Here is a 24,189-nt window from a genome sequence, read left to right as displayed (position 1 = left end):
CCAGCTTCCGGCATTATCTCGTTCAGGACTATCTGTTCCTGATCCAATTCGCGCGCGCTTATGCGCTTGGCGTTTATAAAAGCCCGACCGTTGATGACATGCACGCCTCGCTGGAAGGCGTCAAAGCGATCCTGGATACGGAACTCGATCTGCACATCGAGATGTGTGCCGGTTGGGGCATGAGCAGGGCCATGATCGAAGACTCGGAGGAAGACCGCCCGACCATGGCCTATACCCGCTTCGTTCTTGAAACGGGAATGGCCGGAGACCTGCTTGATCTGCAGGCCGCCCTGGCGCCGTGCATCATCGGCTATGCCGAGATCGGGGCTGATCTTGAAAAGCGAAACGCTGGAGACTTCGCCGGTAATCCCTACCGTCGCTGGATCGAAGAATATGCCGGCGACCTGTATCAGGCACTGGCGAAGGATTTCGGCATCTGGATGGACAGGACCGCGGAGATCTATCTCACGGAAGCCCGTTATCCCCGTCTTGCAACGATCTTTCGCAAGGCCAGCATTCTCGAAGCCGATTTCTGGCAGATGGGATTAGACGCCGAAGCCACTCAGCGCTGACTTAGCCAGGCGATATCCGAGGCCTGAGCCCCGGTTAAGCGACATCCGAGGCCTGTGCCCCGGTTAAGCGACATCCGAGGCCTGTGCCCCGGTTAAGCGACATCCGAGGCCTGTGCCGAGGGCAGGTCCGCTTCGGTCTTCACGTTATTCCGGCCGGCAGCCTTCGCCGCGTACAGCGCTTCATCAGCACGACCGATGATCGAATGGGTGGTGTCATCGGGACGGAAGACGGAAATGCCGATGGAGACTGTGATCCGTCCGAGGTTTTCTCCGGTTGACCGCTTGACGAGTTCCTTCGACATCACCGAACTGCGGATCAGTTCGGCGACTTCGGTCGCTTCCGACAGACCGGTCTGCGGCAGCAGGATTGCGAACTCCTCGCCACCATAGCGGCAGGCGATGTCTCCATTCTTCACGTTCTGCTTGACCGCCAAGGCTACGAGCCGAAGCACCTGATCGCCCGTCTGGTGGCCCCAGGTGTCGTTGAACTTCTTGAAATGGTCGATATCCGTCAGCAGCAATGCGAAGCCACGGCTGCTTTCTGCAGCATTGGCCATCAACCGGTCGATCGACGTGTCGAAATGCTTCCGATTGTTGAGCGTTGTCAGCTCGTCGGTCAGCGACTCGTAGCGGATTGTTTCAAGGCTCGATTGAAGGTTCTCGATCTGCCGCTTCGATTCCAGCAACTGGGACTCGAGCTTGCGGTTCGAGGCGACTGCGGAGTGGGTCGACTTCATCAGGTGGGTGACAAAGACTTCCAGGTTCTCCGGATCTTTCAGCTTTTTCAGCTTTTCACCGGCGCGCTCGAGCAGCGTGCCATAGTCGGAAGTGGCATCAGCGCCCATTTTCAGGGCGTCGACAAGATCTTCGACTTCCCTAGAGACTTTTTCGCCAACTTCATCCAGCTGGTCGCCAAGTTTGTTGGGGGATAGAAACCGTCCGTAGATGGACTGCATTTCCTCCGTGCTGACGCGGCCCTTCTGCTTCAGCACGTCATTGATGGCGCGGTTCAGTCCATGATTATAGCCGGCACAATAAGTGTACCAGAACTCATAGGACCGAGGATACGCCGGAAGCACGTTCCTCTTGATATAGGCCAGTGCGGACTCGGCATAAACAATCGTCCGCTTATGGTCGTCTTCGTCTGACATCAATAATCCCACACACTGAACTTGCGGAAAGTTCCGGAGCGTCAATTTCCTGAATCGTAAATTTCTACAAGAGGTTTTAAGGTCGGGTTAAACTTACCGCCCCGTGATCTCCGATTTTCAAGAAACTTTCTTCGGACGTGGCTCTCTGAGGAGAAATGCGGGAACATGTCCGTCCCTGCCGAACGCAGGTTCGTTTCTGTCTGGCTGCGAACGCTTTGTGGGCCTGGAGCCTGACGAATCGCTCTGCTCTTGCCGTGCCGGGCGGCGGCGCGGTTTGGGCTGGATTTCTTCCGTCACGACTGCATCGTCGTTGTCGGCCTTTTTTCGCCGCGCAGGCTTTTCCGGGGCCGGTTTTGCTTCCGAACGGGTTTCGGTGCTTTCCGACTTGGTGGTAGATTTGCTGCGCCGGCGGGCCTTGCGTTCTTTCGCGGCCGCCTCGAAATCAATCGGCTCACCGGTCCAGTCGATGGTCTTGTTGATCAGCTTTTCGATCGCATCGAGATATTTCTGATCGTCGGGTGTCACGAGCGTAAAGGCAACTCCGGACCTGCCGGCCCGGCCGGTCCGTCCGATGCGGTGAACGTAGTCCTCCGCATGGCTTGGGACGTCGTAGTTGAAGACGTGGCTGACTTCGGGGATATCCAGTCCGCGGGCCGCCACATCGCTGGCCACCAGCAGGGTGATGTTCCCTTTCCGGAAGTTGTCCAGCATCATCATCCGTGTCCGCTGGTCCATGTCGCCGTGAAGGGCGCCGACATTGTAGCCGTGGCGTTCCAGCGAGCGGAACAGGGTCGTGATGTCGCGCTTGCGGTTACAGAAGACGATTGCGTTCTTCAGATCTTCGGACTTTTCAAGAAGTTCGCGCAAAGCTGCGCGCTTGTCGTAGTCCTGATTGTCCGTTGCCTTGAGGAACTGGGCGACGTTCTCCGCGGTCGACGACGAGGGGGCAACCTCTATTCGGGCCGGGTTCTGCAGGAACGCCTCGGTCAGTCGCTGGATTTCCGGCGGCATCGTCGCAGAGAAAAACAGGGTCTGACGGGTGAACGGGATCAGCTTGCAGATCCGTTCGATATCCGGGATGAAGCCCATGTCCAGCATGCGGTCGGCTTCGTCGATCACCAGGATCTCAACCCCCTGCAGAAGCAGCTTCCCGCGCTCGAAATGGTCGAGCAGGCGGCCGGGGGTTGCGATCAGAACGTCTGTGCCCCGATCGAGTTTCTTGTCCTGCTCGCCGAAGGACACGCCACCGATCAGCAGGGCAACGTTCAGCTTGTGGTTCTTGCCGTATTTCTCGAAGTTTTCTTCCACCTGAGCGGCAAGCTCGCGCGTGGGTTCAAGGATCAGCGTGCGCGGCATACGTGCGCGTGCGCGACCCTTTTCCAGGAGCGTCAGCATCGGCAGGGTGAAGCTTGCGGTCTTGCCCGTGCCGGTTTGTGCGATGCCAAGGACATCGCGGCGCTCCAGAACGCGGGGGATCGCTCCCGCCTGGATTGCTGTTGGTTCCGTATAACCCGCCGCTTCCACTGCAGCGAGAACCTTCTCGCTAAGACCGAGAGTATTAAATGACATATAGAGCCTTTAGCCCGGATTTCATGATCGATCGAATGAGACCTGATTGCAGGCTATGCCATGCAAAGTCGGGCACACCCTACATTTGTCCGCGCTAGTGTCAATGTGAAGACATGCCAAAATATGAAGAAAATCGCCGATTTCAGAGAATAAAAACGTATATCAGTTAACTGTGGTCTCCAGAGCGAGGTCGAAATTTAATTCATCTATCAAATTTGCATTCGAAAATGACTTTGCCACGAAAAGAATTTGCAACTTTAAAACGCAAGTCCGCATAAAATGACAATATTGGTTTGGGAACCGTTCAGACGAGTCCGGACGAACTTGCCTGCCCGCGCAGTTCATCGGCAGCGTCGGCATTCTTCCATGAACGTTCGCGCGCAGGCGGTTCGCCGTTGCCATTGTCGAAAAACAGTTTGTAGTCGCGCCGGTAATGTCTCAGCACCTGGCTGAAATAAAGCGAGTCCCGAATGGCTTCTGCCGTCTCGTGGGTCGGCATCTCGATGGCCGCGGGACCCTCGCCGATGTCGACATTGCTCTGCCGTTTCAACAGGGACCGCAGTTTGCTCCAGTCCGACGGCAGCTTGTTGAAATCCAGGATCAGGTCCGGAACGAGCGTGCCCTTGTGATGGAGCATTGAGGCCTGACTGCGCAGCAGATTATCCGCGACAAGGTCCGTCGTCTCCAGGACCCGTTCCAGGAATTCGTTGACCGGCATCTCTTTCCGGAAACGGTTTTCCTCGAAATAGGCGGGTAGGTCCGCCTCGCCGAGAATGAGGTGCTCGTAACAGGCGGCCAGCCGGGAGTGGGGGTATTGAACGATTGTAAACACCGGGAAATCCGGATGCCGCCGCTTGAGTTCGCTGGCCGTGAGAAGTTCGATATCTCCGTCCCACAGACCCGTGTAGTCCGTGGTGTAAGCCTGCGCGGCATCCGGGTCCGCTGCCTGGCCGCTCAGCATTTTCAATACCGGGAAGACCGAGGCCATCGGGGCGCCGGGAATGCGGGCATATCCCACCCGTGCATTCCGGAAGACCATGTAGTGACGGTTCCTGAGTGGCCGTCGCTGTCGGTCGAATACATCATACATCGCTTGCAGCATGGTCGCTATCCGCGGGCTTTTAATTACTTGTTTGCGTCTGAAGCGAGGGCAACAAAGACTTACGCATTAACATTCGGAAATATGATAATGCCTATCCGCGCGAAGCGATAGGGCAGACAATCGGTTTTCTCGATTGGAGCCGCTGAATCCGGGATTCAGATATCTAGATCCTCGGCGAATTCGGCATTGTCCTGGATGAAGCGGAAGCGGGCCTCCGGCTTGTTGCCCATCAGGCGTTCCACAACATCATTGGTTTCGGCCGTCGCTGCCTCATCGACCCGAACCAGCAACATGGTGCGGTTTTTCGGATCCATGGTGGTTTCCTTCAACTGGGCGGGAAGCATTTCCCCCAGGCCTTTGAACCGGCCGATTTCAACCTTTGCCTTCCCCTTGAAGGTCGTTGCCATCAGCTCGTCCTTGTGGGCATCATCCTTGGCATAAAGCGTCTTGCCGCCCTGGGTCAGCCTGTAGAGCGGGGGAACGGCCAGAAACAGATGGTCGTTGCGAATGAGCTCCGGCATCTCGCGGTAAAAGAAGGTGATCAGCAGCGATGCGATATGGGCGCCGTCCACGTCCGCGTCGGTCATGATGACGACTTTTTCGTACCGAAGGTCGGTGTCGCGGTAATTCGAACGGGTGCCGCAGCCGAGTGCCTGGACAAGGTCCGCCAGCTGCTGGTTGGCGGCCAGCTTTTCCCGGCCTGCGTTGGCGACGTTCAGGATCTTGCCGCGCAGTGGAAGGACGGCCTGGTTGGAGCGGTTGCGTGCCTGTTTCGCCGATCCGCCGGCCGAATCCCCTTCCACGATGAAGAGTTCCGTTCCGTCCGCCTGGTTGGCGGAACAGTCGGCAAGCTTGCCGGGCAAGCGCAGCTTGCGCACGGCCGTCTTGCGGGCGACGTCTTTTTCCTGCCGCCGGCGCAGGCGGTCCTCGGCCCGGTCGATGACCCATTCCAGCAGTTTGTTGGCCTGGTTCGGCGAGGCCGTGAGCCAGTGGTCGAACGCATCGCGGACCGCGGTTTCCGTAATGCGCGTGGCTTCGTTTGTCGCCAGCCGGTCCTTCGTCTGGCCAACGAATTCCGGCTCCCGGATGAAGACCGAAAGCATTCCGCCTGCGGACGTCAGAACGTCGTCGCCGGTAATGATGGATGCTTTCTTGTTGTTGGTCAGTTCGCCATAAGCCTTCAGGCCACGCAGCAGCGCATAGCGCAGGCCTGCCTCATGGGTGCCGCCTTCCGGGGTTGGAACCGTATTACAGTAGGAATTTATGAAGCCGTCGCCGGCAAACCAGGTCACCGCCCACTCGACCGACCCGTGGCTTCCCGCCTTGTCCGTGCGCCCAGCGAATATGTCATCGACGACGGTGCGTTCCTTGGAAAGCCGTTCGGCCAGGAAGTCGCGCAATCCGCCGGGGAAATGGAACACGGCTTCCGCCGGGGTCTCGTCCTTTTCCGACAACAGGGCGGGATCGCAATGCCAGCGGATCTCGACGCCGCCGAAAAGATAGGCTTTCGAGCGCGCCATCTTGAGCAGGCGCGCGGGAATGAATTTGGCGCCTTTGCCGAAAATTTCCGCATCCGGCTTGAAGCTGACACTGGTTCCCCGGCGGTTCTGCGTGTCGCCGACGAGTTCCAGCGGGCCTTGCGGAATGCCGCGCTGGAAGCGCTGCCGGTACAGTTTGCGCGTCCGCGCAACCTCGACGACCAGATCTTCCGACAAGGCGTTGACGACCGACACGCCGACGCCGTGGAGGCCGCCGGACGTCTCGTAGACCTTGCTGTCGAATTTTCCGCCCGCGTGCAGGGTGGTCATGATGACCTCAAGCGCGGACTTGTCCTTGAACTTCGGATGCGGATCGACGGGAATACCCCGGCCGTTATCCGTCACGGTCAGATAGCCGTCTGCGGAAAGGGACACATCGATCCAGGTCGCGTGGCCTGCGACGGCCTCGTCCATGGAGTTGTCGATGACTTCGGCGAAAAGGTGGTGCAGCGCCTTTTCATCTGTGCCGCCGATATACATGCCAGGGCGCCGGCGCACTGGCTCCAGGCCTTCCAGAACTTCGATGTCGGCGGCGGAATAGTCTTCGCCGCTTGCCACGGCTTTCAGGGCGGGGCGCGCGGTCTTTCGTGCCGGAGAGGCCGGCGGATCCCGATCGACCGGGACTGCCGCCTGCGCGTTTCCTGCAAAAAGATCGTCTTTTCCGCTCATTCAGTTTCCGCCGCGTTGGTCACATCACAATCTTGTCCGCCGACAAACATGTCTCGCGAATCACCATACCAGTTTCGCAGGACAAAGCCGGAACAGCAAAGCGTTCCGCGCAGTCGCCCCCAATTTATCGCCGGGTTCTCCAGCCCGAATGCTCTCACGGCAACCGAATGTCAACCGGTCTGTGGTTTCATGAGCCCCGAGAATGACAGCGGGTATAAAAACCGCAGCAAACAAAGGGGAATGGGCAAATGATCAAACAATATGGAGTCGCAATCCGGCAGCAGGCAGACCTGTTCTGTGCCGGCACCTTGGCAGTTTGCGCAGTGATTATGGCTCTGATGGGGTGAAACCCCTCATGGAAGTGTGACATCAACGCAACATGCGCGAAGGAAGTCTCATCACAGGAGGGGTGTCGGCATTGCTGCCGTTCTTCGGCCATGTTTCATCTGCACCCGTTGATCTTGCGCGGCATGAGGCTGGGCAGTGTCGATTGGCATGGTCCGGCCGGGATGACGGCGCGATGAAGAATTAACAACGTCAGATTGGGGCAATACGGTCCGCAGGACCGATTGCCGGATCGGCGGAAATGCGAAGAGCGCAAGCAAGCGACCGGAAGCGCAGCAGCATCATGCATCCGCATGTGCGCTTCGGCCGGACCTGCAGAAGGCGGGTTCGACAGAACAATGTCCAGCTCCTGCCGCATTCCGTCCGACAAGGGCCCAACTCTGGCCGAATTGAGCGGATACGCTTTGCGCAACGTGTTCAACAGGACCGGTTTCGCTGAGAAAAGCGGTCAATGTGATGAGTTCAGGATGATGCCTCGGGCGTGGCGACAGACAGGAACGGGAAGAAAGGCGCCGATGCCGGCGGTATCGGCGTGCCTGGTTGCCTGTCTTGTTCTGGCCGGAGGCTTCGGGTCGCTCAGGCAGGCCGTCGCTTTCGACGGCACGCCGGCAGCTAACGACGCGATCAAGGTCGAGGACCTTTCCCCGCGTGAGGCGCTGAGGACCGGTGCCCGTCAATATTACGCCGGCGACAAGGCCGCTGCGTTGAGTTCCCTGCAGTACGCGGCGAGGAAGGGCCAGCCGATGGCCGCCTGGAAACTCGGCGAAATGTATGCCAAGGGCGACGGTGTCAAGGAAGACGACATCAAGGCGTTCGAGTATTACAGCCAGGTGGTGCGCGAGCACGGTGACAGCGGTCCGCACGAGCCGGATGCGCCGTTCGTGGCAAGTGCCTTCGTCGCCCTTGGGACCTATTATCTGAACGGGATCAGCGATGCCGTTCCGCAGAATGTGGCGCGCGCCCGGCAGATCTTTACCCACGCAGCCTCGTATTTCGGCGACCCGGAAGCCCAGTACGAACTCGGCCGCATGTATGAAGGCTCCAGCAGCCGTCTGGCGGTTCGCTGGTACAACCTCGCATCGCTGAAAGGCCATATCGGCGCTCAGGCCCGGCTCGGGGAAACGCTCTACAACATGGCGCATTCTGATGCGCAGAAGGCCCGGGGCCTGATGTGGCTTTCGGTTGCCCGCCGGCAGGTTCACGGATCCGATGCAGACTGGATCAACGAAATGCACGAGCGTTATTTCTCGCTTTCCAGCGAGAATGTACGGATACTGGCCCGCGGCATGGCGGATAACTGGATCACCCAGAACCGTCCCGACATGGTTACGGCCCAGCAGGTGCCTGTACAGTAGGCCCGGGTTTACCCGTTTGAACTGATCCGTCTGATGTAATCGGGCAGGGGCGTCATCCTGGCGGTTGGGCAGGGCGTCTCACTCATGCTCCAGGATGTATTGTTGAGCACCATGTCGCAGGTTGCCATTCTCGGGCCTGACGGTCCGTTCAGGCACACCGCATCGCCCAGATGGTAGTCCGTGCCCCGGTAACGGCAGGTACAGTTGACGGCCGGAGCCTGAACTGTCGTCGCTGTTTGCGTTTTTCCTGAAGTGATCTCGCCGGAATGAGCGGCAGAATAGCTGATGCCGGTCAGCAGGACAGCGGTGGCGATCAGCAGGCCGATCCGGGCCGGTGCCGCGGCAGCCGACCGTCCTTTTGCGAAGAAGGTCAGGATCTGTGTCATAGCCATCCCATGCCGCGTCTTCTCAATAAGAAAAAACTCTAGCATATCCGCGGCCGGGACGGAAATTATTCAGGCTTGCCGCCGTTTCAGGCGGCCAGATCCACCCAGACGGGAACATGGTCCGACGGCTTTTCCCAGCCGCGCACATATTTGTCGATCCCGCAGCCGGTCATCCTGTCGGTCGCCTGGGGCGACATCAGGATGTGGTCTATCCGGATCCCGTTGTTTTTCTGCCAGGCGCCCGCCTGATAATCCCAGAAGGTATAAGTTTCCGGCGCCTGCGTGCAGGCGCGTACCGCTTCCGTCAGGCCCATGTTGACAAGGGTGCGGAATTTCTGCCGGCTTTCCGGTTGGAACAGGGCGTCGTCGACCCAGGCATCCGGGTTTCTGGCGTCGATCGGATCCGGAATGACGTTGTAGTCGCCAAGCAGCAGGAACGGCGTTTCCTCGGCAAGGCGTTTTTCCGCATGCGCGATCAGCCGGTCCATCCAGCCGAGCTTGTAGGGGAATTTCTCGGTGCCAAGCGGGTTGCCGTTGGGCAGATACAGGCAGCCGAAACGGATTGCGCCCTTGTCGGTCGAAACACCTGCCTCGATATAGCGCGCCTGCTCGTCGCCGTCGTCGCCCGGCAGTCCGCGCTCGACGTCTTCAAGCGGCAGCTTCGACAGCAGCGCTACGCCGTTGAAGCTCTTTTGGCCGTGGGTCGCGACATTGTACCCGAGTTCCTCGATGGCTTCCCTCGGGAAGTTCTCGTCAACGGATTTGATTTCCTGGAAACAGGCGATGTCCGGCTGGGCTTCCTTAAGCCACTCGAGCACGGTGTCGATCCGGGCCTTGACGCCGTTGATGTTCCAGGTGGCAATCTTCATCACTTGCTTCCAGCTTCGCTACGCTCTTGGGGAATTGGTAGCATCGCAGGCGCTGCTTTGTCCCGTCTTTGGCGGCAAAACCGCAATTGCCAACAGGAAACGGCTACGCTTCAGAGAACTCAGATCGTGAAACTGGTTCCGCAGCCGCAGCCGGCGACCGCATTGGGATTGTTGATCTGGAAGGACTGGCCGATCAGGTCGTCGACGAAATCGATCTCCGATCCCGCCATATACTGCAGGGAAACGCTGTCGATCAGAACCGCGATGCCGTTCTTTTCGATCACCAGGTCATCGTCCTCGCGTTCGGTCACGAGATCGTATTTGTATTGCAGTCCGGAGCAACCACCGCCTTCCACGCTGACGCGAAGATCGGTCCCGGCCGGCTCGCTGGCCAGAATCCTTGCGATCCGCTTGGCAGCGCGGTCACTGACTGTTACGGGATGTTCAAGTGTATCGGTCATGGTTCGCCGTCGTGAAAGATCGTTGGGAGTGGACTGCTGCAGAGCGCGGTCTGACCCGCCCGCAGTCTTGATCATGTAAGATAGGTATGGTCTTGAAGGCATCGCGTCAATGTGCGGGGGCAATCATGACGCTCGGGATCGAAACAATCATCATATAGGGATAGGACGGCTCAGAAATGACTGCCCAGGGAAAACTCGGGTATGGCGCGCAGCCGCTGGCCCAATTTGCGCAGGATCCGAACGACACGCGCGGCCGCCTCTATCCCGAGCCGTCCAGTCCGACACGGACGCCGTTTCAGCGCGATCGCGACCGGATCATCCATTCGTCGGCCTTTCGCCGCCTGAAGCACAAGACCCAGGTTTTCGTCTATCACGAAGGCGATCACTTCCGCACCAGGCTGACCCATACGATCGAGGTGTCCCAGATCGCCCGGGCGCTGGCGCGCGCCCTGCGTCTCGATGAGGATCTCGCCGAATGCCTGGCCCTTGCTCACGATCTGGGGCATACCCCCTTCGGCCACGAAGGCGAAGACGTGATGCACGAATGCATGGCACCCTACGAGGGGTTCGACCATAACGCCCAATCCCTGCGGGTGGTGACCAGCCTCGAACAACGTTATGCGGAGTTCGACGGGCTGAACCTGTCCTGGGAAACCCTGGAAGGCCTGGTCAAGCATAACGGCCCCCTGGTTTCGTCCGACGGAAAGCCGCTCGGCAAGTTCGCGGGCGGAGAGCTGCCGTTCGCCATTCGCGAATACGCGCAAAAGCAGGACCTTGAGCTGCATACCTGGCCGAGCGCGGAAGCTCAGGCGGCCGCAATTGCCGATGATATCGCCTATGATGCCCACGATCTGGATGACGGCCTGCGCGCACGGCTGATCGCGGTCGAGGATATCCGGACCGTCCCGTTCCTGGCCGATATCCTGGATGAGGTTGATGCCAGGTACCCGGGCCTGGAAGAGCATCGCCGAATCCATGAAATCGTGCGCCGGTCGATTACCCGTATGGTGGAGGACGTGATCACCGAATCCCTGCGCCGGATCGGGGAGGTGGATCCGAAATCGGCAACGGACGTGCGCAATGCTGCCCGTTGCCTCGTGAATTTCTCTGACACCCTGGCTGCCAGGGAGCGGGAGGTGAAGACCTTCCTGTTCGCCAACGTCTACCGGCACGGCGATGTTCTGGCGATCCGCAAGCTTGTGGCCGGTATCGTGCGCGACCTGTTCGCCAGGTTCATGGCGGAACCTGAGCTCATGCCGGCACCCTGGAACACGGATCTTGAGGCAATCGAAGAATCGGTTCTGGCGCGCCGGGTTTGCGACTATATCGCCGGAATGACCGACCGGTTTGCCATCAGCGAACATCGCAGATTGTTTGACGATACTCCCGAATTAGGTTAGCCCGCCTTTCGAAGCCTGCGGTGCTCGACGGAAAATCCGTCTGCAGCACGCGGGTTTGTTGTGTTTTACGTTTCCAACCGGTCGGATGGTCATGAATATCTTTGCTGAATTCGCGGAACGGGTAAGAGCGGCCGTTCAAGGGCTTGATCTGAAGGGGAGCGACGGCGCCAGTCCCGACCTTTCCCGCGTGACCGTGGAATCTCCGCGCGATCCGGCTCATGGCGATCTTGCGACCAATGCGGCAATGGTGCTGGCCAAGCAGCTCGGCATGAAACCGCGAGACCTGGCTGAACAGCTCGCCGAAAGCCTGCGCGCGGATGCCGATGTCACGGAAGTCAGCGTGGCCGGTCCCGGCTTCATCAACCTGAGGGTCACACCCGCCGTCTGGCACCGGATCCTGGCGACGGTGATCGAAGAAGGGCTTGGTTTCGGCCGGTCGGCGCGTGGCGCGGGCAAGAAGGTCAATGTCGAATATGTCTCCGCCAACCCGACGGGACCGATGCACGTGGGGCATACCCGTGGCGCCGTGGTCGGCGATGCGCTTGCCGGTCTGTTGGCCTATGCCGGCTATGACGTAGTAAAGGAATACTACATCAACGACGCGGGTTCGCAGATCGATATCCTGGCGAAAAGCGCGTTCCTGCGGTATCGCGAGGCGCTGGGCGAGGATATCGGTGCAATCCCCGCCGGCCTCTATCCGGGCGACTATTTGAAGCCGATCGGCGAAAAGCTCGCCAAGGCTCATGGCCCCGCCCTGAAGGATATGGCCGAAGCGGAATGGCTGCCGATCGTCAAGGAAGAGGCGGTCGCGGGCATGATGGATCTGATCCGGGACGACCTGGCGACGCTCAACGTCCATCACGACGTCTTCTTCTCCGAGCGCACCCTGCATATGCATGCCGGCGGCAAGCCGTCGAAGATCGACGAGATGCTCGAGGCGTTGCGCAAGGAGGATCTTGTCTATCAGGGCACGTTGCCGCCGCCGAAGGGGCAGGTGCCCGAAGACTGGGAAGACCGCGAGCAGACGCTGTTCCGGGCCGAGGATTTCGGCGACGATACCGATCGTGCGCTGAAGAAGTCGGACGGGTCCTATACCTATTTCGCGGCCGACGTCGCCTATTTCCGCGACAAGTACCTGCGCGGCTTCGATGAGATGATCTACGTGCTCGGGGCCGACCACGGCGGTTACGTCAAGCGCCTGCAGGCGGTCGGCAAGGCGATTTCCGGCGGCAAGTCGGAGGTCATTGTGCGTCTCTGCCAGCTTGTGAAACTGTTCCGTGGCGGCGAACCGGTAAAAATGTCCAAGCGGTCTGGCGATTTCGTGACCCTGCGCGATGTGGTCGAGGAAGTCGGCCGCGATCCGGTTCGTTTCATGATGCTTTACCGCAAGAACGATGCGCCGCTCGACTTCGACTTCCAGAAGGTCACCGAGCAGTCTAAGGACAACCCGGTCTTTTATGTTCAGTACGGTCATGCGCGCTGCTGTTCGGTCATGCGTCAGGCGCAGGAAGAGCTGCCGGGCCTCGATGCGAGCGACGCGGCGCTTGCCGGGGCGGATCTTGCGCAGCTGGATGATGTCGGTGAGCTGGAGCTGATCGGCAAGATGGCCATGTGGCCGAAGATTGTCGACGCGGCTGCGGAAACGCATGAGCCGCACCGCATTGCGTTCTACCTTTATGACCTCGCCAGTTCTTTGCATGCGCACTGGAATAGAGGCAAGGAATTGCCGCAATTACGTTTTATTAACGCAGATAATACCAAATTAACCCTAGCGCGTCTTGCTCTGGTCCGTGCAGTATCTTTGGTGCTTGCTTCCGGTCTCGCGATTCTTGGTGTTGATGCTCCGGAGGAAATGCGCTGAAGTTGTAATTGAGAACTGGTTGCGCAAACAGCGTGGCGAAGGAAAACCATCCGGCCGGATAGCAAATCGCAGATGTCTAGAGATTCCGACCATCCGAAAACCGATCTTCCGCAGACCTCGGCGGACGCGAGCAGCGCTGGCTCCACGCCGATGGAAGATCCGTTGGTGGAACTGGCCAGAATTGTCCATCGAAACAAGCAAACGGCTTCGGCCGCGGTCGAAGCCCCGCCCGTAAAGGCTCCGGTTCCGGACGAGCCTGCCAATCAAAGGCAAAGCGTTCAGGAAACGTACCCGGTCACACAATCGCCATACGTTTATTCGGAGTCTAAGGTTTCCGACGTGGAGCCGGCAGAGGACGCGGCCGGAGTTGCCGATCAACAGATGCCGGGCTTTGACGTAAACGAAACCATTGCTTCCCAAACGATGCAGTACCCTGCAGCAGGTGACATGAGTACATATTCCTTAAGCGGTTCCACGGTCATGACGGATGAACCCGTCGAAGCAGAGATCCCGCAGAGCCGGCTGCATGAGACGGTTTCCAAGAATCTGGAAGACAACCTGACCGCGGAACTGGAAGACGAACTGATCGGTGCTTTCCGACAGTCTTTCACGCCGGCCGGGGTCTCGGCTGCCCGGTCTCAACCCGATACGGTGGAGCCTTCGCCGGCCGAGGACTACGAGTACGAGACCGAAACAGCAACCGCATACGACACGGAGCCGGAGGAACGCGCTCCGGAGCATTCGGCGTCCTCGGCCTACAGCGAGCCAGTCGCGGAACAGGAACGCGGTTGGCATCAGGCACGCAGCGGCAATCTGGGTCATCTGGGCGTAAGTGCTTACAGGCAGCCTGCAAATGACCGAAGCCCGCCGCCGGACGATGATCTTTTCGCGGGGCTTGATACACTTGAGGCCGAAATCCGGGGCACCCGGACGACTGCGCCGTCCGAGCCGGAACCCTCCGGGCTCGATACGCTTTTCGCCGATCTTGAATTTTCGCCCGAGCGGGAAACCCGATCGGAGCCAGAGGTCCAGATTGAGCCGGATTTCCGGACAGAGCCGGAATTTCGGCCAGAGGCGGAACTCCCGCGAGAACCAGAACTGCGGTCAGAAGCAGTACTTCGGCCAGAAGAAGTACTCCGGAATGAACCTGATTTTACCGCGCTGGACTTCGAGGACCAACAGGATCCCCAGTATCGGGAACCGGTGAAATCCGATGACATTGACGAAATGGTCTGGCCGGATGCCGCGAACTCCATTCCGGTTGACGAGAACGACGAAACGCCGCCGCCGCCGGAAGGGTATGATCTAGATGCGGTTGCACGGGCCATGCAGGAGAGCGATCCCTCTCTCGACGGAACCGGCGTACTGCCGCCTCATCCCAGAAAAGAACGGCTCGCGGCTCCAGGTCATGAACGAAATTCCCGCAAGGGGCTGTACACCGCCGCCGGCGTCGTTGCGGTTGCTCTTCTTGGTGGGGTCGCATTCCTGATGTTCGACGGCTCGTCCGTCGATGTTCCCTCCGGTCCGCCCCCGGTCATTGCGGGGCTCCAGGAGCCTTTGAAGATCTATCCGGATAACAAGGAAGCTCCGGCGGAGAATTCCGCCTCCAAATTGATTTACGACCGCGTCGGAACGGCTGAAGGTCAGACCAACGAACGGCTGGTTCTGCCCGAAGAGACCAAGCCGGCCGAGTTGCCGCCGGCACCTGAAGGAACCGCGGCCTCAGATCCGCTCGTTCCTGGCGGTCCAAAGAAGGTGAGGACGCTTGTTGTCCGCCCGGATGGCACGATTATTTCCGGCGAACCGGATGCCGCACCTGTTCGGACCGTGGAAACGACACCGGTTCGTCCGACGGCTGAAACGCCGGCTCCGGCTCCGGCACCGGCAACGCCTGTCACCGGGACGCCATCGCCAGCAGCCCCTGCCGCTGCAACGCCCGAGCCGACGCAACCTGAAACGCCGCAGATTGTCGCTTCGACCGACACCGAGACCGGTACCCCGGACGCCGAAGCGACCGGTCCGGTCACAACCGTCGTTCCCCGGAAAAAACCGGAGGTTCCGGTGCAGGTCGCGACCACGAGCCAACCCGCCCCGCAAACGACGGCTCCGGCTCAACAGAACGCACCGCTCAACCTCAATAGTCCTGCTCCTGCCGCGCCGCAGGCCGCCGCGCCGGTGGCTTCCACTGCGGGACGGATTGCGCCCGGAACCTATGTGGTCCAGGTGACGTCGCAGCGTTCTGAAGACGCCGCGCGGTCCGCCTACCAGGCGCTGCAGCAGCGATATCCGAGCATATTGGGCTCAAAGCAGGCCGTGATAGTTTCCGCGAACATCGAAGATCGCGGCACCTTCTATCGGGCACGAATCCCCTCCGGTTCACGTGATGAAGCGATTTCGCTCTGCGAAAGCCTGAAATCCGCCGGCGGCGACTGCTTCGTGCGGAGAAATTGAAACGATAGGCCTGCCGTACCGGCGACCAAGGTTTGACAGCACCCGCTCAGCGCAAGTTGAGCGGGTTTTTTGTTGGCAACTGGGGAGCATGGGGATAGGAGGGATCGGAAAGGTCTTCCGAATGTCCCCGCGATCCCGCTATCTGCCGGATGAAAACACACCACTCGCCATAGGTCTGGTACTGTGCGGCGTCATCATGTTCACGCCGGTCTTTGCCGCTGGCAAGCTCGCTGACGGTCTGCTGCCCGCGGTGGTTCTTGTCTGGCTGCGCTACCTGGGCGGGGCAATGACCATGGGCGGCTATGTTGCGCTGCGCGGCTTGCCGGACGGAACCCTGAAAAGCCCCCAGTGGAAATTGCATCTTCTACGGGCCGGCCTTGGCACCGGCGGCCTCGGTTGCATCATTTATGCGAGTTCGAGGCTGCCGGTCATCGATGCGGCCGCGATCGGACTGACCAAGGGCTTCATGGCAATTGCTCTGGCGGGGCTTCTCCTTCGCGAAACGATCCTCCTTCGCCACTGGGTCGCCGGTATCCTGTGTGCCTTGGGCGCCTTTCTTGTCGTCCGGTCTTCAGCCGTGGCGCCCGGCGAGAGCGGCGCATGGGTCTGGGATGGCGTGCTGGCGGCACTTCTGGGTGCCTTCTTCATTGCCTGCGAGGCCTTGATGATCAAGGTTCTTGCCCGCCGGGAAAGCGCGGTGCTGGTGCTTGGCTACGTCAATGCGTTTGCGGCGGTCATCATGACGCTCCCGGTGGTCTGGATCGCTGTAACGGATGGCATCGACTGGGCGTTCGCCCTGCCATTTCTGGCACTTGGACCTGTCGCGATTATCGGTCAGACCTTCAATATCGAGGCGTATCGGAGAGCCGATGCGGCGACGCTTGCGCCGGTCGGCTACGCATGGGTTCTGACCGCAGCCGCCTTCGGCTATTTCTTTTTCGGTGAGGTGCCGACCCTGAAGGCGGGGTTCGGAGCACTGCTGATCGTGGCCGGCGGGTTCGTGCTGACTTTCGGTAGCCGCTTCCGGCTGAGGCGGCCTGTGCCGCGATAGGCCTTACGCCATCAGGGCGTCGGCCAGGAACGGCAGACTGCGGTCCAGGCGGTAGTCGATCGAGGAATGGTTGTCGTCGAATTCCTCGTAAACATGCCTGACGCCTGCCGCATCGAGTTTTCGGGCCACCCGGCGCGCGCCGTAGAGGAGGTTGTACTGGTCGACCGTGCCGCAGTCGATCCAGAGGCCTTTCAGCGACTTGAGCGCGTCCATGTGCCGGTCGACCATTTGAACCGGGTCCCAGGACAGCCAGTTGGACCAGCGATCGGCGATGACTTCGCAGGTTTCCAGATCGACGGGAAGGCGAATGCCGCAGAAGGTATCCGGATCCGGATCGGGATCGTAGGTCGCCGCCATGGCGAAGGTCATCAGGTCGTGCATCGCGCCGCCCGGATATTTGGGACCGCTTTCGAAGTCGGTTACGAAGGCCTCGACGGAACCGTATCTGGCGATAGCCCGGAGAGCGCTCGGCATTTCCGGCAGGTAGCAGAGCTCAAAAGCAAGGTCGCCGGAATGGCACGCAGCCGCGGACCAGACGTCCGCGTGGAGCATGCCGTGGACCAGCGCGCCGTAGCCGCCCGAGGATCGGCCGAACAGGCCCCGTTTTCCCTTGCCTCCGCAGCCGAAGCTGCCTTCCACGGCATTCAGCATGTCCGTCGTCAGCCAGGTGGCCCAGGGGCCCATTGCGGCGCTGTCGATATACTGGTTGCCGCCCAGGCGGGTGAAGCAGTCGGGAAATGCGACCGTGACAAGGGGCAGGGTGCCTTCATGGATCAGCCGGTCGAGTCGTTCCGGGATATTTTCACCGAAGTTCTTCCAGTTCACATGCGCGGGACCTCCGGAGGTGAAGCCGGCCAGGTCGACCAGAAGGGGTAAACCGGCTCCGTCATGGCCGGAGGGCGTATAGACGACAACCTCCCGCGTTGACGGGTCGCCGAGGCGGTTTTTTTCCAGAATGGGAGACGTCACGCTGATCCTGTGCAGGGTTCCGGCTGGGATATCGGGGCGGGCGCGCATGATTATCTCCAATTTGCAAAGTTCGGTGCCAGGCTACAATAGGCTTCATGTCATCGCAGCCCGGGGCAGGGGATGCAAGCCTATCTCGTTGATCCTTCTGCTTGACCGTCAAACCGCTCCCAAGGTAAGGCAGATCATGATCAAAGCCTTCATTAGCGGTAGTTCGGGCACAGCGCTGACACCCGAGGAAACGGCCTTTTTCCGGGAGGAAAATCCCTGGGGGCTGATCCTTTTCCGGCGCAATTGCGAAGCCCCCGACCAGGTCGCCGATCTGGTGGCTTCATTTCGGGAAGCGGTCGGCCGGCCCGACGCGCCGGTCCTGATCGATCAGGAGGGCGGCAAGGTCCGGCGTCTGCGGCCGCCAAACTGGCCGGCCTATCCGCCGGCTGGAACCTTCGGGACAATCTATGAAAAGGACCGTCAGGGCGGCCTGAGGGCTGCATGGCTCGGTGCCCGGTTGATTGCCCATGACCTTCTCACCCTCGGGATCACGGTCGATTGCCTGCCGCTGCTCGACCTTCGCCTGGCGGAAACCGTGGATGCCATCGGTGACCGCGCCTATTCCGACGATCCGGCAACCGTCGCCGATCTCGGACGCGCTGCGTGCGAGGGGCTGCTGGCAGGCGGCGTCCTGCCTGTGATCAAGCATCTTCCCGGTCACGGACGGGCGTTGGTCGACAGTCATCTGGAGCTTCCCCGGATCCCGGCATCTCACGAGGACCTTTCGCAAGCCGATTTCCTGCCGTTCAAGGATCTGTCGGACATGCCGCTCGCCATGACCGCGCATCTCCTCTACGCCGGGATCGAGCCCGAGCATCCCGCGACGCAGAGCCACAGGATCATTCACGATATCATCCGCGGTGAGATCGGATTTGACGGCTGTCTGATGAGCGACGACATCTCTATGAAGGCGCTAGGTGGGGATATGCGCGAAAGAGCGGCGCTAAGCTTTGCCGCAGGCTGCGATCTTGTGCTTCACTGCAACGGCGATATGGCGGAAATGAAGGCTGTTGCCGATGCTGCGCCTGCGTTGCAGGGGAAGTCTCTTCAACGCTGCGACGAAGCGCTGGCAAGGCGGAGGCCGCCGGAAGCAGGGTTCGATCCGCTTGCCGCGCGCGAAGAGTTCGACGAGCTGCTTTCAGACGTTCCGGAGTGGGCCGTCGGCTAGGCGGGGAAAAGGGGAAGCGACAGGCACATGGCCCGCGACACGCATCAGGATCTGCTGACGAATGTGGATGCGGCCGATCGTGCCTCCAACGATCCCCTGCTGGTTGTCGATGTGGAAGGCTTCGAAGGGCCGCTGGACCTGTTGCTGACCTTGGCGCGCAATCAGAAGGTCGACCTGACGCGCATCTCGATCCTGGCGCTGGTCGAGCAGTATCTGGAGTTCGTGGCCGAAGCACGGCGCATGCGGCTGGAACTTGCCGCCGATTATCTCGTCATGGCCGCCTGGCTTGCCTATCTCAAATCCAGGCTGCTGTTGCCGGAGCAGAAGGACGAGGATGAACCGACGGGTGAGGAGCTTGCGGCTGCCCTTGCGTTTCGCCTGCGTCGTCTGGAAGCCATGCGCGACGTGTCGGGAAAACTCCTGGCGCGCAACCGGCTCGGCCGGGACATCTTTGCCAGAGGTCGCCCGGAAACCACCTCCGTCGACCACAAGAGCGTCTGGACAGCGACGATCTACGAACTGCTCAGCGCCTATGCGACCCAGCGCCAGCGCCAATCGGTTACCTCCGTGCGGGTGTTGCGGCGGAATGTCTGGTCCCTTCAGGAAGCACGGGAGCTTCTGGCGCGGCTTGTCGGCCAGGTCGCCGAATGGGCGCCGATCAACGGCTATCTGCAGGACTATTTGCGCGACGATGAGGATTGGGCAACGATTGTCGCCAGCACGTTTTCCGCAAGTCTGGAAATGGTACGCGAAGGTCAGGTAGAAATCAGGCAGGGCGATCCGTTTTCGCCGATCTACATTCGGGCGCGTCCTGCGGGAGACAAGAATGGAAATTGAAGCCGACCTTCTGGGTGGGACCGGTTCCGGCCCGGCAGAGGAAAAACGGGTCCCGGACCCGGATGGGCTTCGCATGGTCGAAGCGCTGCTGTTCGCGTCAGCCGAACCGCTGTCCGCGGAGGAGCTCAAGGCGCGTCTGCCGGAAGGGTGCGCGGTGGACTATCTGTTGGAAGATCTTCAACAGACCTATGCTGCCAGGGGCGTCAACCTCGTCCGTGTGGCCGGTAAATGGGCGTTCAGGACCGCTGAAGATCTGGCCTTCCTGATGCACCGGGACATGGAAGAGCAGCGCAAATTGTCGCGGGCAGCCCTCGAAACCCTTGCGATCATTGCCTACCACCAGCCCGTGACCCGTGCGGAGATTGAAGAAATCCGCGGCGTCTCCACATCAAAGGGAACATTGGACGTGCTTTTGGAAACCTCCTGGATCCGCATGCGCGGCCGCAGGAGAACGCCGGGCCGGCCTGTAACCTACGGGACCACGGAGGCATTCCTGGAGCATTTCGGCCTGGACACCGTAAAGGATCTGCCCGGTCTGGAGGAACTTAAAGGGGCCGGTCTTCTCGACAGCGCCGTACCCGCCAGCTTCCTGGTTCCGTCACCGAGCGACGATCCGGCCTTGACGGAAGACGAGGACCCGTTGGAAGAAGGCACACTGTTCGAGGACGACGACAGGGATTAGGTGGCAGGACCTTGGTGTTAAGACCCGCATGAGCGTTAAAGAAACTTCATTGCTGACCCGACCCGGCCGGGATGCGGGAGCTGCCTTGCGCTGGGGCGCGCGGGGCACCGCGGGCGCAACAATCGCCGCCGGGCTCAAGTTCGAAGATGTCTATCATGATTATGACGGCAACGAATCCATTGCCGGCTTGTCTCTGGAAATCGCGCCCGGCGAGGTACTCTGCCTTCTGGGGCATTCCGGCTGTGGCAAGACGACGCTGATGCGCATCGCCGCCGGCGTGGAGCGCCAAGCGTCAGGACGGGTCCTGATCAACGGGCGTGAAGTGTCAGGAGCGAGCGGTTTCATTCCGCCGGAGAGACGTGGCGTTGGCCTGATGTTTCAGGACTATGCTCTGTTTCCGCATATGACAATTCTCGACAACGTCATGTTTGGGTTGACGAATTTGCCCCGCGAAGCGGCGAAACGCGAGGCCCTCGCGTCCCTGGCCCGGGTCGGACTGGAAGGCTATGCGGGGGACTATCCGCACGCCTTGTCCGGTGGCGAACAGCAACGGGTGGCGCTTGCTCGGGCCATTGCCCCACGCCCCGGTGTCCTGCTGATGGATGAGCCGTTTTCCGGGCTCGACCGCAGGCTTCGAGACAACGTTCGGGAGGAAACGATGGCCATTTTGCGCGAAACCCGCGCGACCTGCATCATCGTCACCCACGATCCGGAAGAGGCCATGCGCATGGGCGACCGTATCGCCCTGATGCGCCGCGGACGGCTGGTTCAGCACGGTACGGCCGATGACCTCTACAACAACCCGGAAAACATTTTTGTCGCCCGGTTCTTTTCCGAAGTGAATCAGTTTACCGGAAAGGTAACGGACGGTGGCGTCGATACGCCGCTGGGTCTTTTGCCCGGCTCCAGTCACAGCTCCGGGCACAGCACCGGGACCAGAGTGGATGTTTGTGTTCGTCCCCAGGGAATTCTCGTCGGAGAACCCGGGGAGGGGGCTGTTGTCGGCCGTATTTCCAGCAAGCGGTTCGTCGGTGAAGTCGATCTTCTGTCAATCGTTGTGGATGGTCTGGACGATCCGGTGCACGCAAGAGTGCGTGCCGGTGGTGAATACAGCGCGGGAATGGATGTGGGTTTGACCACTGATCCCAAAGATGTGCTTGTATTTCCGGCCGAGGATTGACATTTGTCAGAACAGAAACCCGCCGGTTAAGCACTTCGGGCATTCATCAAAAGATGAAGGAGTGTCCGTGTTGCGGCTGGTGTGGAATTTTGCAATAAGGGCAGTCCGGCCATTGGGCCGAGAAACCGGGAGTTTGGCGTATGAGCATTGGTATTTGGCAGATCCTGATCATCGCGGTGATCGTTATCCTGCTGTTTGGCCGCGGCAAGATATCTGATCTGATGGGCGATGTTGCCAAAGGGATCAAGAGCTTCAAGAAGGGCATGGCTGAGGACGATACCGCCGATGCTCCGAAGACCATCGACCATCAGCCGTCCGAAACCGTTTCGGCTGAAAAGACTGAAGACCAGTCCAAGGCGAGCTGATCCAAGTCCGCGTTTTCTTGGCTTGAATGGCGGATTTTAGATGTTCGATATCGGATGGACTGAACTGCTGGTGATCGCCTGCGTGGCGATTATCGTGGTCGGTCCCAAAGACCTCCCGCGGATGCTGCGTACCCTTGGCCAGACGATTGGCAAGGTTCGGCGCATGTCGCGCGAATTTCAGTCGACCTTTAATGACGCTCTGCGCGATGCGGAGCGCCAGGCGGATATCTCCGACATGAAGAAACAGGTCGAGGAGGCCGGTAACTTCAATCCGCTCGGCGATCTGAAGAAATCCATCGAAGACGACAAGGCCGAGGCTCAGGCAAAGGTCGACGCGGCGAACAAGGCGGCTTCCGAGCCGCAGCCCTGGATGCCGAAGGAAGAGGCGCCTGCGGAAAAGGCCAAGGCGCCCGCCGAGGCGGCAACGCCTGCGAAGGCGGCGACCAAAGCCAAGGCATCGGCCAAGACGGGGTCCGCAACCACCGCCTCCAAGAAAGCTCCGGCTGCGGCGAAGGCCGGAACGTCCGCAAAGGCGAAGGCACCCGCCAAAGCCCCTGCTAAGCCCAAGCCCCCCGCCAAATCGACGGCAAAGGCCAAAGCCCCTGCCAAGTCAACGGCAAAGGCCAAACCGGCACCGGAAGACACGAAGGCATGAGCCACGAAGGTATCGGCCCGACCAAGAGGCCCTTGGCCGAATTGCTTAAGCAACTGGTTTGGTCGATGGCCGCCATCATAGTGATGTTTGTCGTGAGTTTCTATTTCGCGGATCAAATCTACTATGTTCTGAGCATGCCGTACCTGAAGGCCGCAGGCCTCGGCCCTGACGTGGGAATAGCTTATACGGCGCCTCAGGAATGGTTCTTCTTCCAATTGAAGCTCGCGTTTTTCGGAGCCTTGTTTCTGGCTCTCCCTATAATCGCCTCGCAATTCTATTCGTTCGTTGCGCGCGGCCTCTACCGGGACAAGCTCCGTGCATTCCTTCTGTTTTTGATGGTGGCAACGATCCTGGCACTGATTGGCGCATCTCTGGCCTACTTCCTCGTCCTGCCGGTGATTATGAATGTCCTTGTGCCGATGGCCCCTGCTGGAAGCGCCCTGTCGGCCGAGCTCCATCACTATACCCTTGCAAGCGAATATCTCGGTTTCAACATGTCCCTGATTTTCGCCTTCGGACTGGCGTTCCAGATTCCCGTCGTCTTGACCCTGCTGCTGCGGGCAAGGAATGTTAAGCTGGATCCCCAGCATGGATAAGCGTAACGAGACCAGAGCCCAGGCGGCAAGAACAGGCGAAATCGCCAAAGGCGAACCGGTACAGAAAGACACCAAGGCATGAGCCACGAAGATATCGAAGCGTCGAAGGCGCCCTTGATCGAACATCTGATCGAGCTGCGGCAAAGGCTGATGTGGTCGATCGCGGCCGTCTTGGTGATGTTCATCATCTGCTTTTATTTCGCGAACGATATCTACAATATCCTGACGGTGCCGTATCTGCAGGCCGCCGGTCCGGATGCGCAAGTGGAGATGATCTACACAGCGCCGCAGGAGTGGTTTTTCACCCAAATGAAACTGGCGTTGTTCGGCGCGCTGTTCCTTGCCTTCCCGGTCATCGCCTCCCAGGTCTACATGTTCGTCGCGCCCGGTCTGTACAAGAACGAGCGTTCGGCGTTTCTGCCGTTCCTGGTTGCCACACCGATCCTGTTTCTGATCGGAGCCTGCCTGGTCTATTTCCTGGTCATGCCCATGGCCATGACGTTTTTCCTGTCGATGGAACAGACCGGCGATACGGGCAAGGTCGCGATCCATCACCTGGCAAAGGTGAGTGAATATCTCGGCCTGATCATGATCCTGATTTTCGCCTTTGGCCTGGTGTTCCAGCTGCCGGTGGTGCTGACCCTGCTCGGGCGCGCAGGGATCGTCACGGCGGACGGGTTGAGGGCCAAACGCAAATACGCGATCGTCGGCGCCTTTGCCGCGGCCGCTCTTTTGACGCCGCCTGACCCGATCTCGCAGATCGGTCTTGCGCTGCCGACCTTGCTTCTCTACGAAGTCTCCATCATTTCTGTCCGGCTTGCCGAAAAGAAGCGTGCGGAGCTCGAAGCGGAACGGGAGGCCGAAGAGGCCTGAGGTTCCTCGTCATCCCGCGCAGTTCGTCAGGCCGCC

The 24,189-nt window shown here is 60.0% G+C and carries 22 protein-coding genes; 14 read left to right on the top strand and 8 right to left on the bottom strand.

Annotated elements, in window-relative coordinates:
- Positions 1–572: TenA family protein (locus tag ABIN98_RS08600; RefSeq protein ID WP_346909168.1), on the top strand; the 572-nt coding region annotated here is incomplete at its 5' end.
- Between the two features lie 92 nt (positions 573–664).
- Here the strand turns inward: ABIN98_RS08600 and ABIN98_RS08595 are convergent.
- The 4 genes from ABIN98_RS08595 to parE all read right to left on the bottom strand — a co-directional run bounded on the left by ABIN98_RS08595 (position 665) and on the right by parE (position 6,601).
- Complete coding sequence (locus tag ABIN98_RS08595) at positions 665–1,723, bottom strand: GGDEF domain-containing protein (RefSeq protein WP_346909167.1); 1,059 nt, start codon at positions 1,721–1,723, stop codon at positions 665–667.
- 117 nt (positions 1,724–1,840) lie between these two features.
- Positions 1,841–3,292: a DEAD/DEAH box helicase gene (locus ABIN98_RS08590; RefSeq protein ID WP_346909165.1), complete on the bottom strand. Its 1,452-nt coding sequence runs from the start codon at positions 3,290–3,292 to the stop codon at positions 1,841–1,843.
- 304 nt (positions 3,293–3,596) lie between these two features.
- Positions 3,597–4,331 carry a hypothetical protein gene (locus ABIN98_RS08585; RefSeq protein WP_346909163.1) on the bottom strand — a complete coding sequence of 245 codons (735 nt, stop codon included), beginning with the start codon at positions 4,329–4,331 and terminating at the stop codon, positions 3,597–3,599.
- 218 nt (positions 4,332–4,549) lie between these two features.
- Positions 4,550–6,601 carry a DNA topoisomerase IV subunit B gene (gene parE / locus ABIN98_RS08580; protein ID WP_346909161.1) on the bottom strand — a complete coding sequence of 684 codons (2,052 nt, stop codon included), beginning with the start codon at positions 6,599–6,601 and terminating at the stop codon, positions 4,550–4,552.
- Between the two features lie 860 nt (positions 6,602–7,461).
- Here parE and ABIN98_RS08575 point away from each other — a divergent pair.
- The gene (locus tag ABIN98_RS08575; protein ID WP_346909159.1) at positions 7,462–8,301 is read left to right on the top strand and encodes a tetratricopeptide repeat protein; all 840 of its coding nucleotides are present in this window, start codon (positions 7,462–7,464) and stop codon (positions 8,299–8,301) included.
- A gap of 8 nt (positions 8,302–8,309) precedes the next feature.
- Here the strand turns inward: ABIN98_RS08575 and ABIN98_RS08570 are convergent, their stop codons facing one another.
- From ABIN98_RS08570 to erpA, 3 genes are all read right to left on the bottom strand, one after another.
- Positions 8,310–8,693 carry a hypothetical protein gene (locus ABIN98_RS08570; protein ID WP_346909158.1) on the bottom strand — a complete coding sequence of 128 codons (384 nt, stop codon included), beginning with the start codon at positions 8,691–8,693 and terminating at the stop codon, positions 8,310–8,312.
- Positions 8,694–8,773: 80 nt separating this feature from the next.
- Positions 8,774–9,556 carry an exodeoxyribonuclease III gene (gene xth, locus ABIN98_RS08565; RefSeq protein ID WP_346909156.1) on the bottom strand — a complete coding sequence of 261 codons (783 nt, stop codon included), beginning with the start codon at positions 9,554–9,556 and terminating at the stop codon, positions 8,774–8,776.
- A 119-nt stretch (positions 9,557–9,675) separates the two neighbouring features.
- Positions 9,676–10,017 carry an iron-sulfur cluster insertion protein ErpA gene (gene erpA, locus ABIN98_RS08560; protein WP_346909154.1) on the bottom strand — a complete coding sequence of 114 codons (342 nt, stop codon included), beginning with the start codon at positions 10,015–10,017 and terminating at the stop codon, positions 9,676–9,678.
- 176 nt (positions 10,018–10,193) lie between these two features.
- On the opposite strand from erpA, the gene ABIN98_RS08555 reads away from it, so the two are divergent.
- From ABIN98_RS08555 to ABIN98_RS08540, 4 genes are all read left to right on the top strand, one after another.
- Entirely contained in the window at positions 10,194–11,417 is a 1,224-nt protein-coding gene (locus ABIN98_RS08555) for a deoxyguanosinetriphosphate triphosphohydrolase (protein ID WP_346909152.1), read from the top strand.
- 91 nt (positions 11,418–11,508) lie between these two features.
- Entirely contained in the window at positions 11,509–13,278 is a 1,770-nt protein-coding gene (argS, locus tag ABIN98_RS08550; RefSeq protein WP_346909150.1) for an arginine--tRNA ligase, read from the top strand.
- A gap of 72 nt (positions 13,279–13,350) precedes the next feature.
- Entirely contained in the window at positions 13,351–15,729 is a 2,379-nt protein-coding gene (locus ABIN98_RS08545) for an SPOR domain-containing protein (RefSeq protein WP_394701468.1), read from the top strand.
- Between the two features lie 121 nt (positions 15,730–15,850).
- Positions 15,851–16,780 (top strand): DMT family transporter, encoded by a 930-nt coding sequence (locus ABIN98_RS08540; protein ID WP_346909147.1) that lies wholly within the window; start codon positions 15,851–15,853, stop codon positions 16,778–16,780.
- 3 nt (positions 16,781–16,783) lie between these two features.
- On the opposite strand, the gene ABIN98_RS08535 is transcribed toward ABIN98_RS08540, so the two are convergent.
- Positions 16,784–17,797 carry an alpha/beta hydrolase-fold protein gene (locus ABIN98_RS08535; protein ID WP_346909146.1) on the bottom strand — a complete coding sequence of 338 codons (1,014 nt, stop codon included), beginning with the start codon at positions 17,795–17,797 and terminating at the stop codon, positions 16,784–16,786.
- Positions 17,798–17,933: 136 nt separating this feature from the next.
- On the opposite strand from ABIN98_RS08535, the gene nagZ reads away from it, so the two are divergent.
- From nagZ to tatC, 8 genes are all read left to right on the top strand, one after another.
- Positions 17,934–18,965 carry a beta-N-acetylhexosaminidase gene (nagZ, locus tag ABIN98_RS08530; protein WP_346909144.1) on the top strand — a complete coding sequence of 344 codons (1,032 nt, stop codon included), beginning with the start codon at positions 17,934–17,936 and terminating at the stop codon, positions 18,963–18,965.
- A gap of 27 nt (positions 18,966–18,992) precedes the next feature.
- Positions 18,993–19,802 carry a ScpA family protein gene (locus ABIN98_RS08525; RefSeq protein WP_346909142.1) on the top strand — a complete coding sequence of 270 codons (810 nt, stop codon included), beginning with the start codon at positions 18,993–18,995 and terminating at the stop codon, positions 19,800–19,802.
- On the top strand, positions 19,792–20,484 hold the full coding sequence (scpB, locus tag ABIN98_RS08520; RefSeq protein ID WP_394701467.1) for an SMC-Scp complex subunit ScpB: 693 nt from the start codon (positions 19,792–19,794) through the stop codon (positions 20,482–20,484). Before ABIN98_RS08525 ends, scpB begins: the two co-directional genes overlap by 11 nt.
- Before the next feature lie 28 nt (positions 20,485–20,512).
- Positions 20,513–21,664 (top strand): ABC transporter ATP-binding protein, encoded by a 1,152-nt coding sequence (locus ABIN98_RS08515; RefSeq protein ID WP_346909140.1) that lies wholly within the window; start codon positions 20,513–20,515, stop codon positions 21,662–21,664.
- A gap of 140 nt (positions 21,665–21,804) precedes the next feature.
- A complete protein-coding gene (locus ABIN98_RS08510; RefSeq protein WP_346897477.1) occupies positions 21,805–22,029 on the top strand; it encodes a twin-arginine translocase TatA/TatE family subunit in 225 nt (74 codons plus the stop codon).
- Positions 22,030–22,069: 40 nt separating this feature from the next.
- Entirely contained in the window at positions 22,070–22,684 is a 615-nt protein-coding gene (tatB, locus tag ABIN98_RS08505) for a Sec-independent protein translocase protein TatB (RefSeq protein ID WP_346909138.1), read from the top strand.
- Positions 22,681–23,280, top strand: coding sequence for a twin-arginine translocase subunit TatC (locus ABIN98_RS08500; protein ID WP_346909136.1), 600 nt, complete (start codon positions 22,681–22,683; stop codon positions 23,278–23,280). Before tatB ends, ABIN98_RS08500 begins: the two co-directional genes overlap by 4 nt.
- Before the next feature lie 78 nt (positions 23,281–23,358).
- Positions 23,359–24,153, top strand: coding sequence for a twin-arginine translocase subunit TatC (gene tatC, locus ABIN98_RS08495; RefSeq protein ID WP_346909134.1), 795 nt, complete (start codon positions 23,359–23,361; stop codon positions 24,151–24,153).
- Positions 24,154–24,189: the final 36 nt, after the last annotated feature.

It is taken from the genome of uncultured Roseibium sp. (assembly GCF_963675095.2).
In the GTDB taxonomy this organism is placed as follows: Bacteria; Pseudomonadota; Alphaproteobacteria; order Rhizobiales; family Stappiaceae; genus Roseibium.
This window is presented reverse-complemented; position numbering and strand designations above follow the sequence as displayed.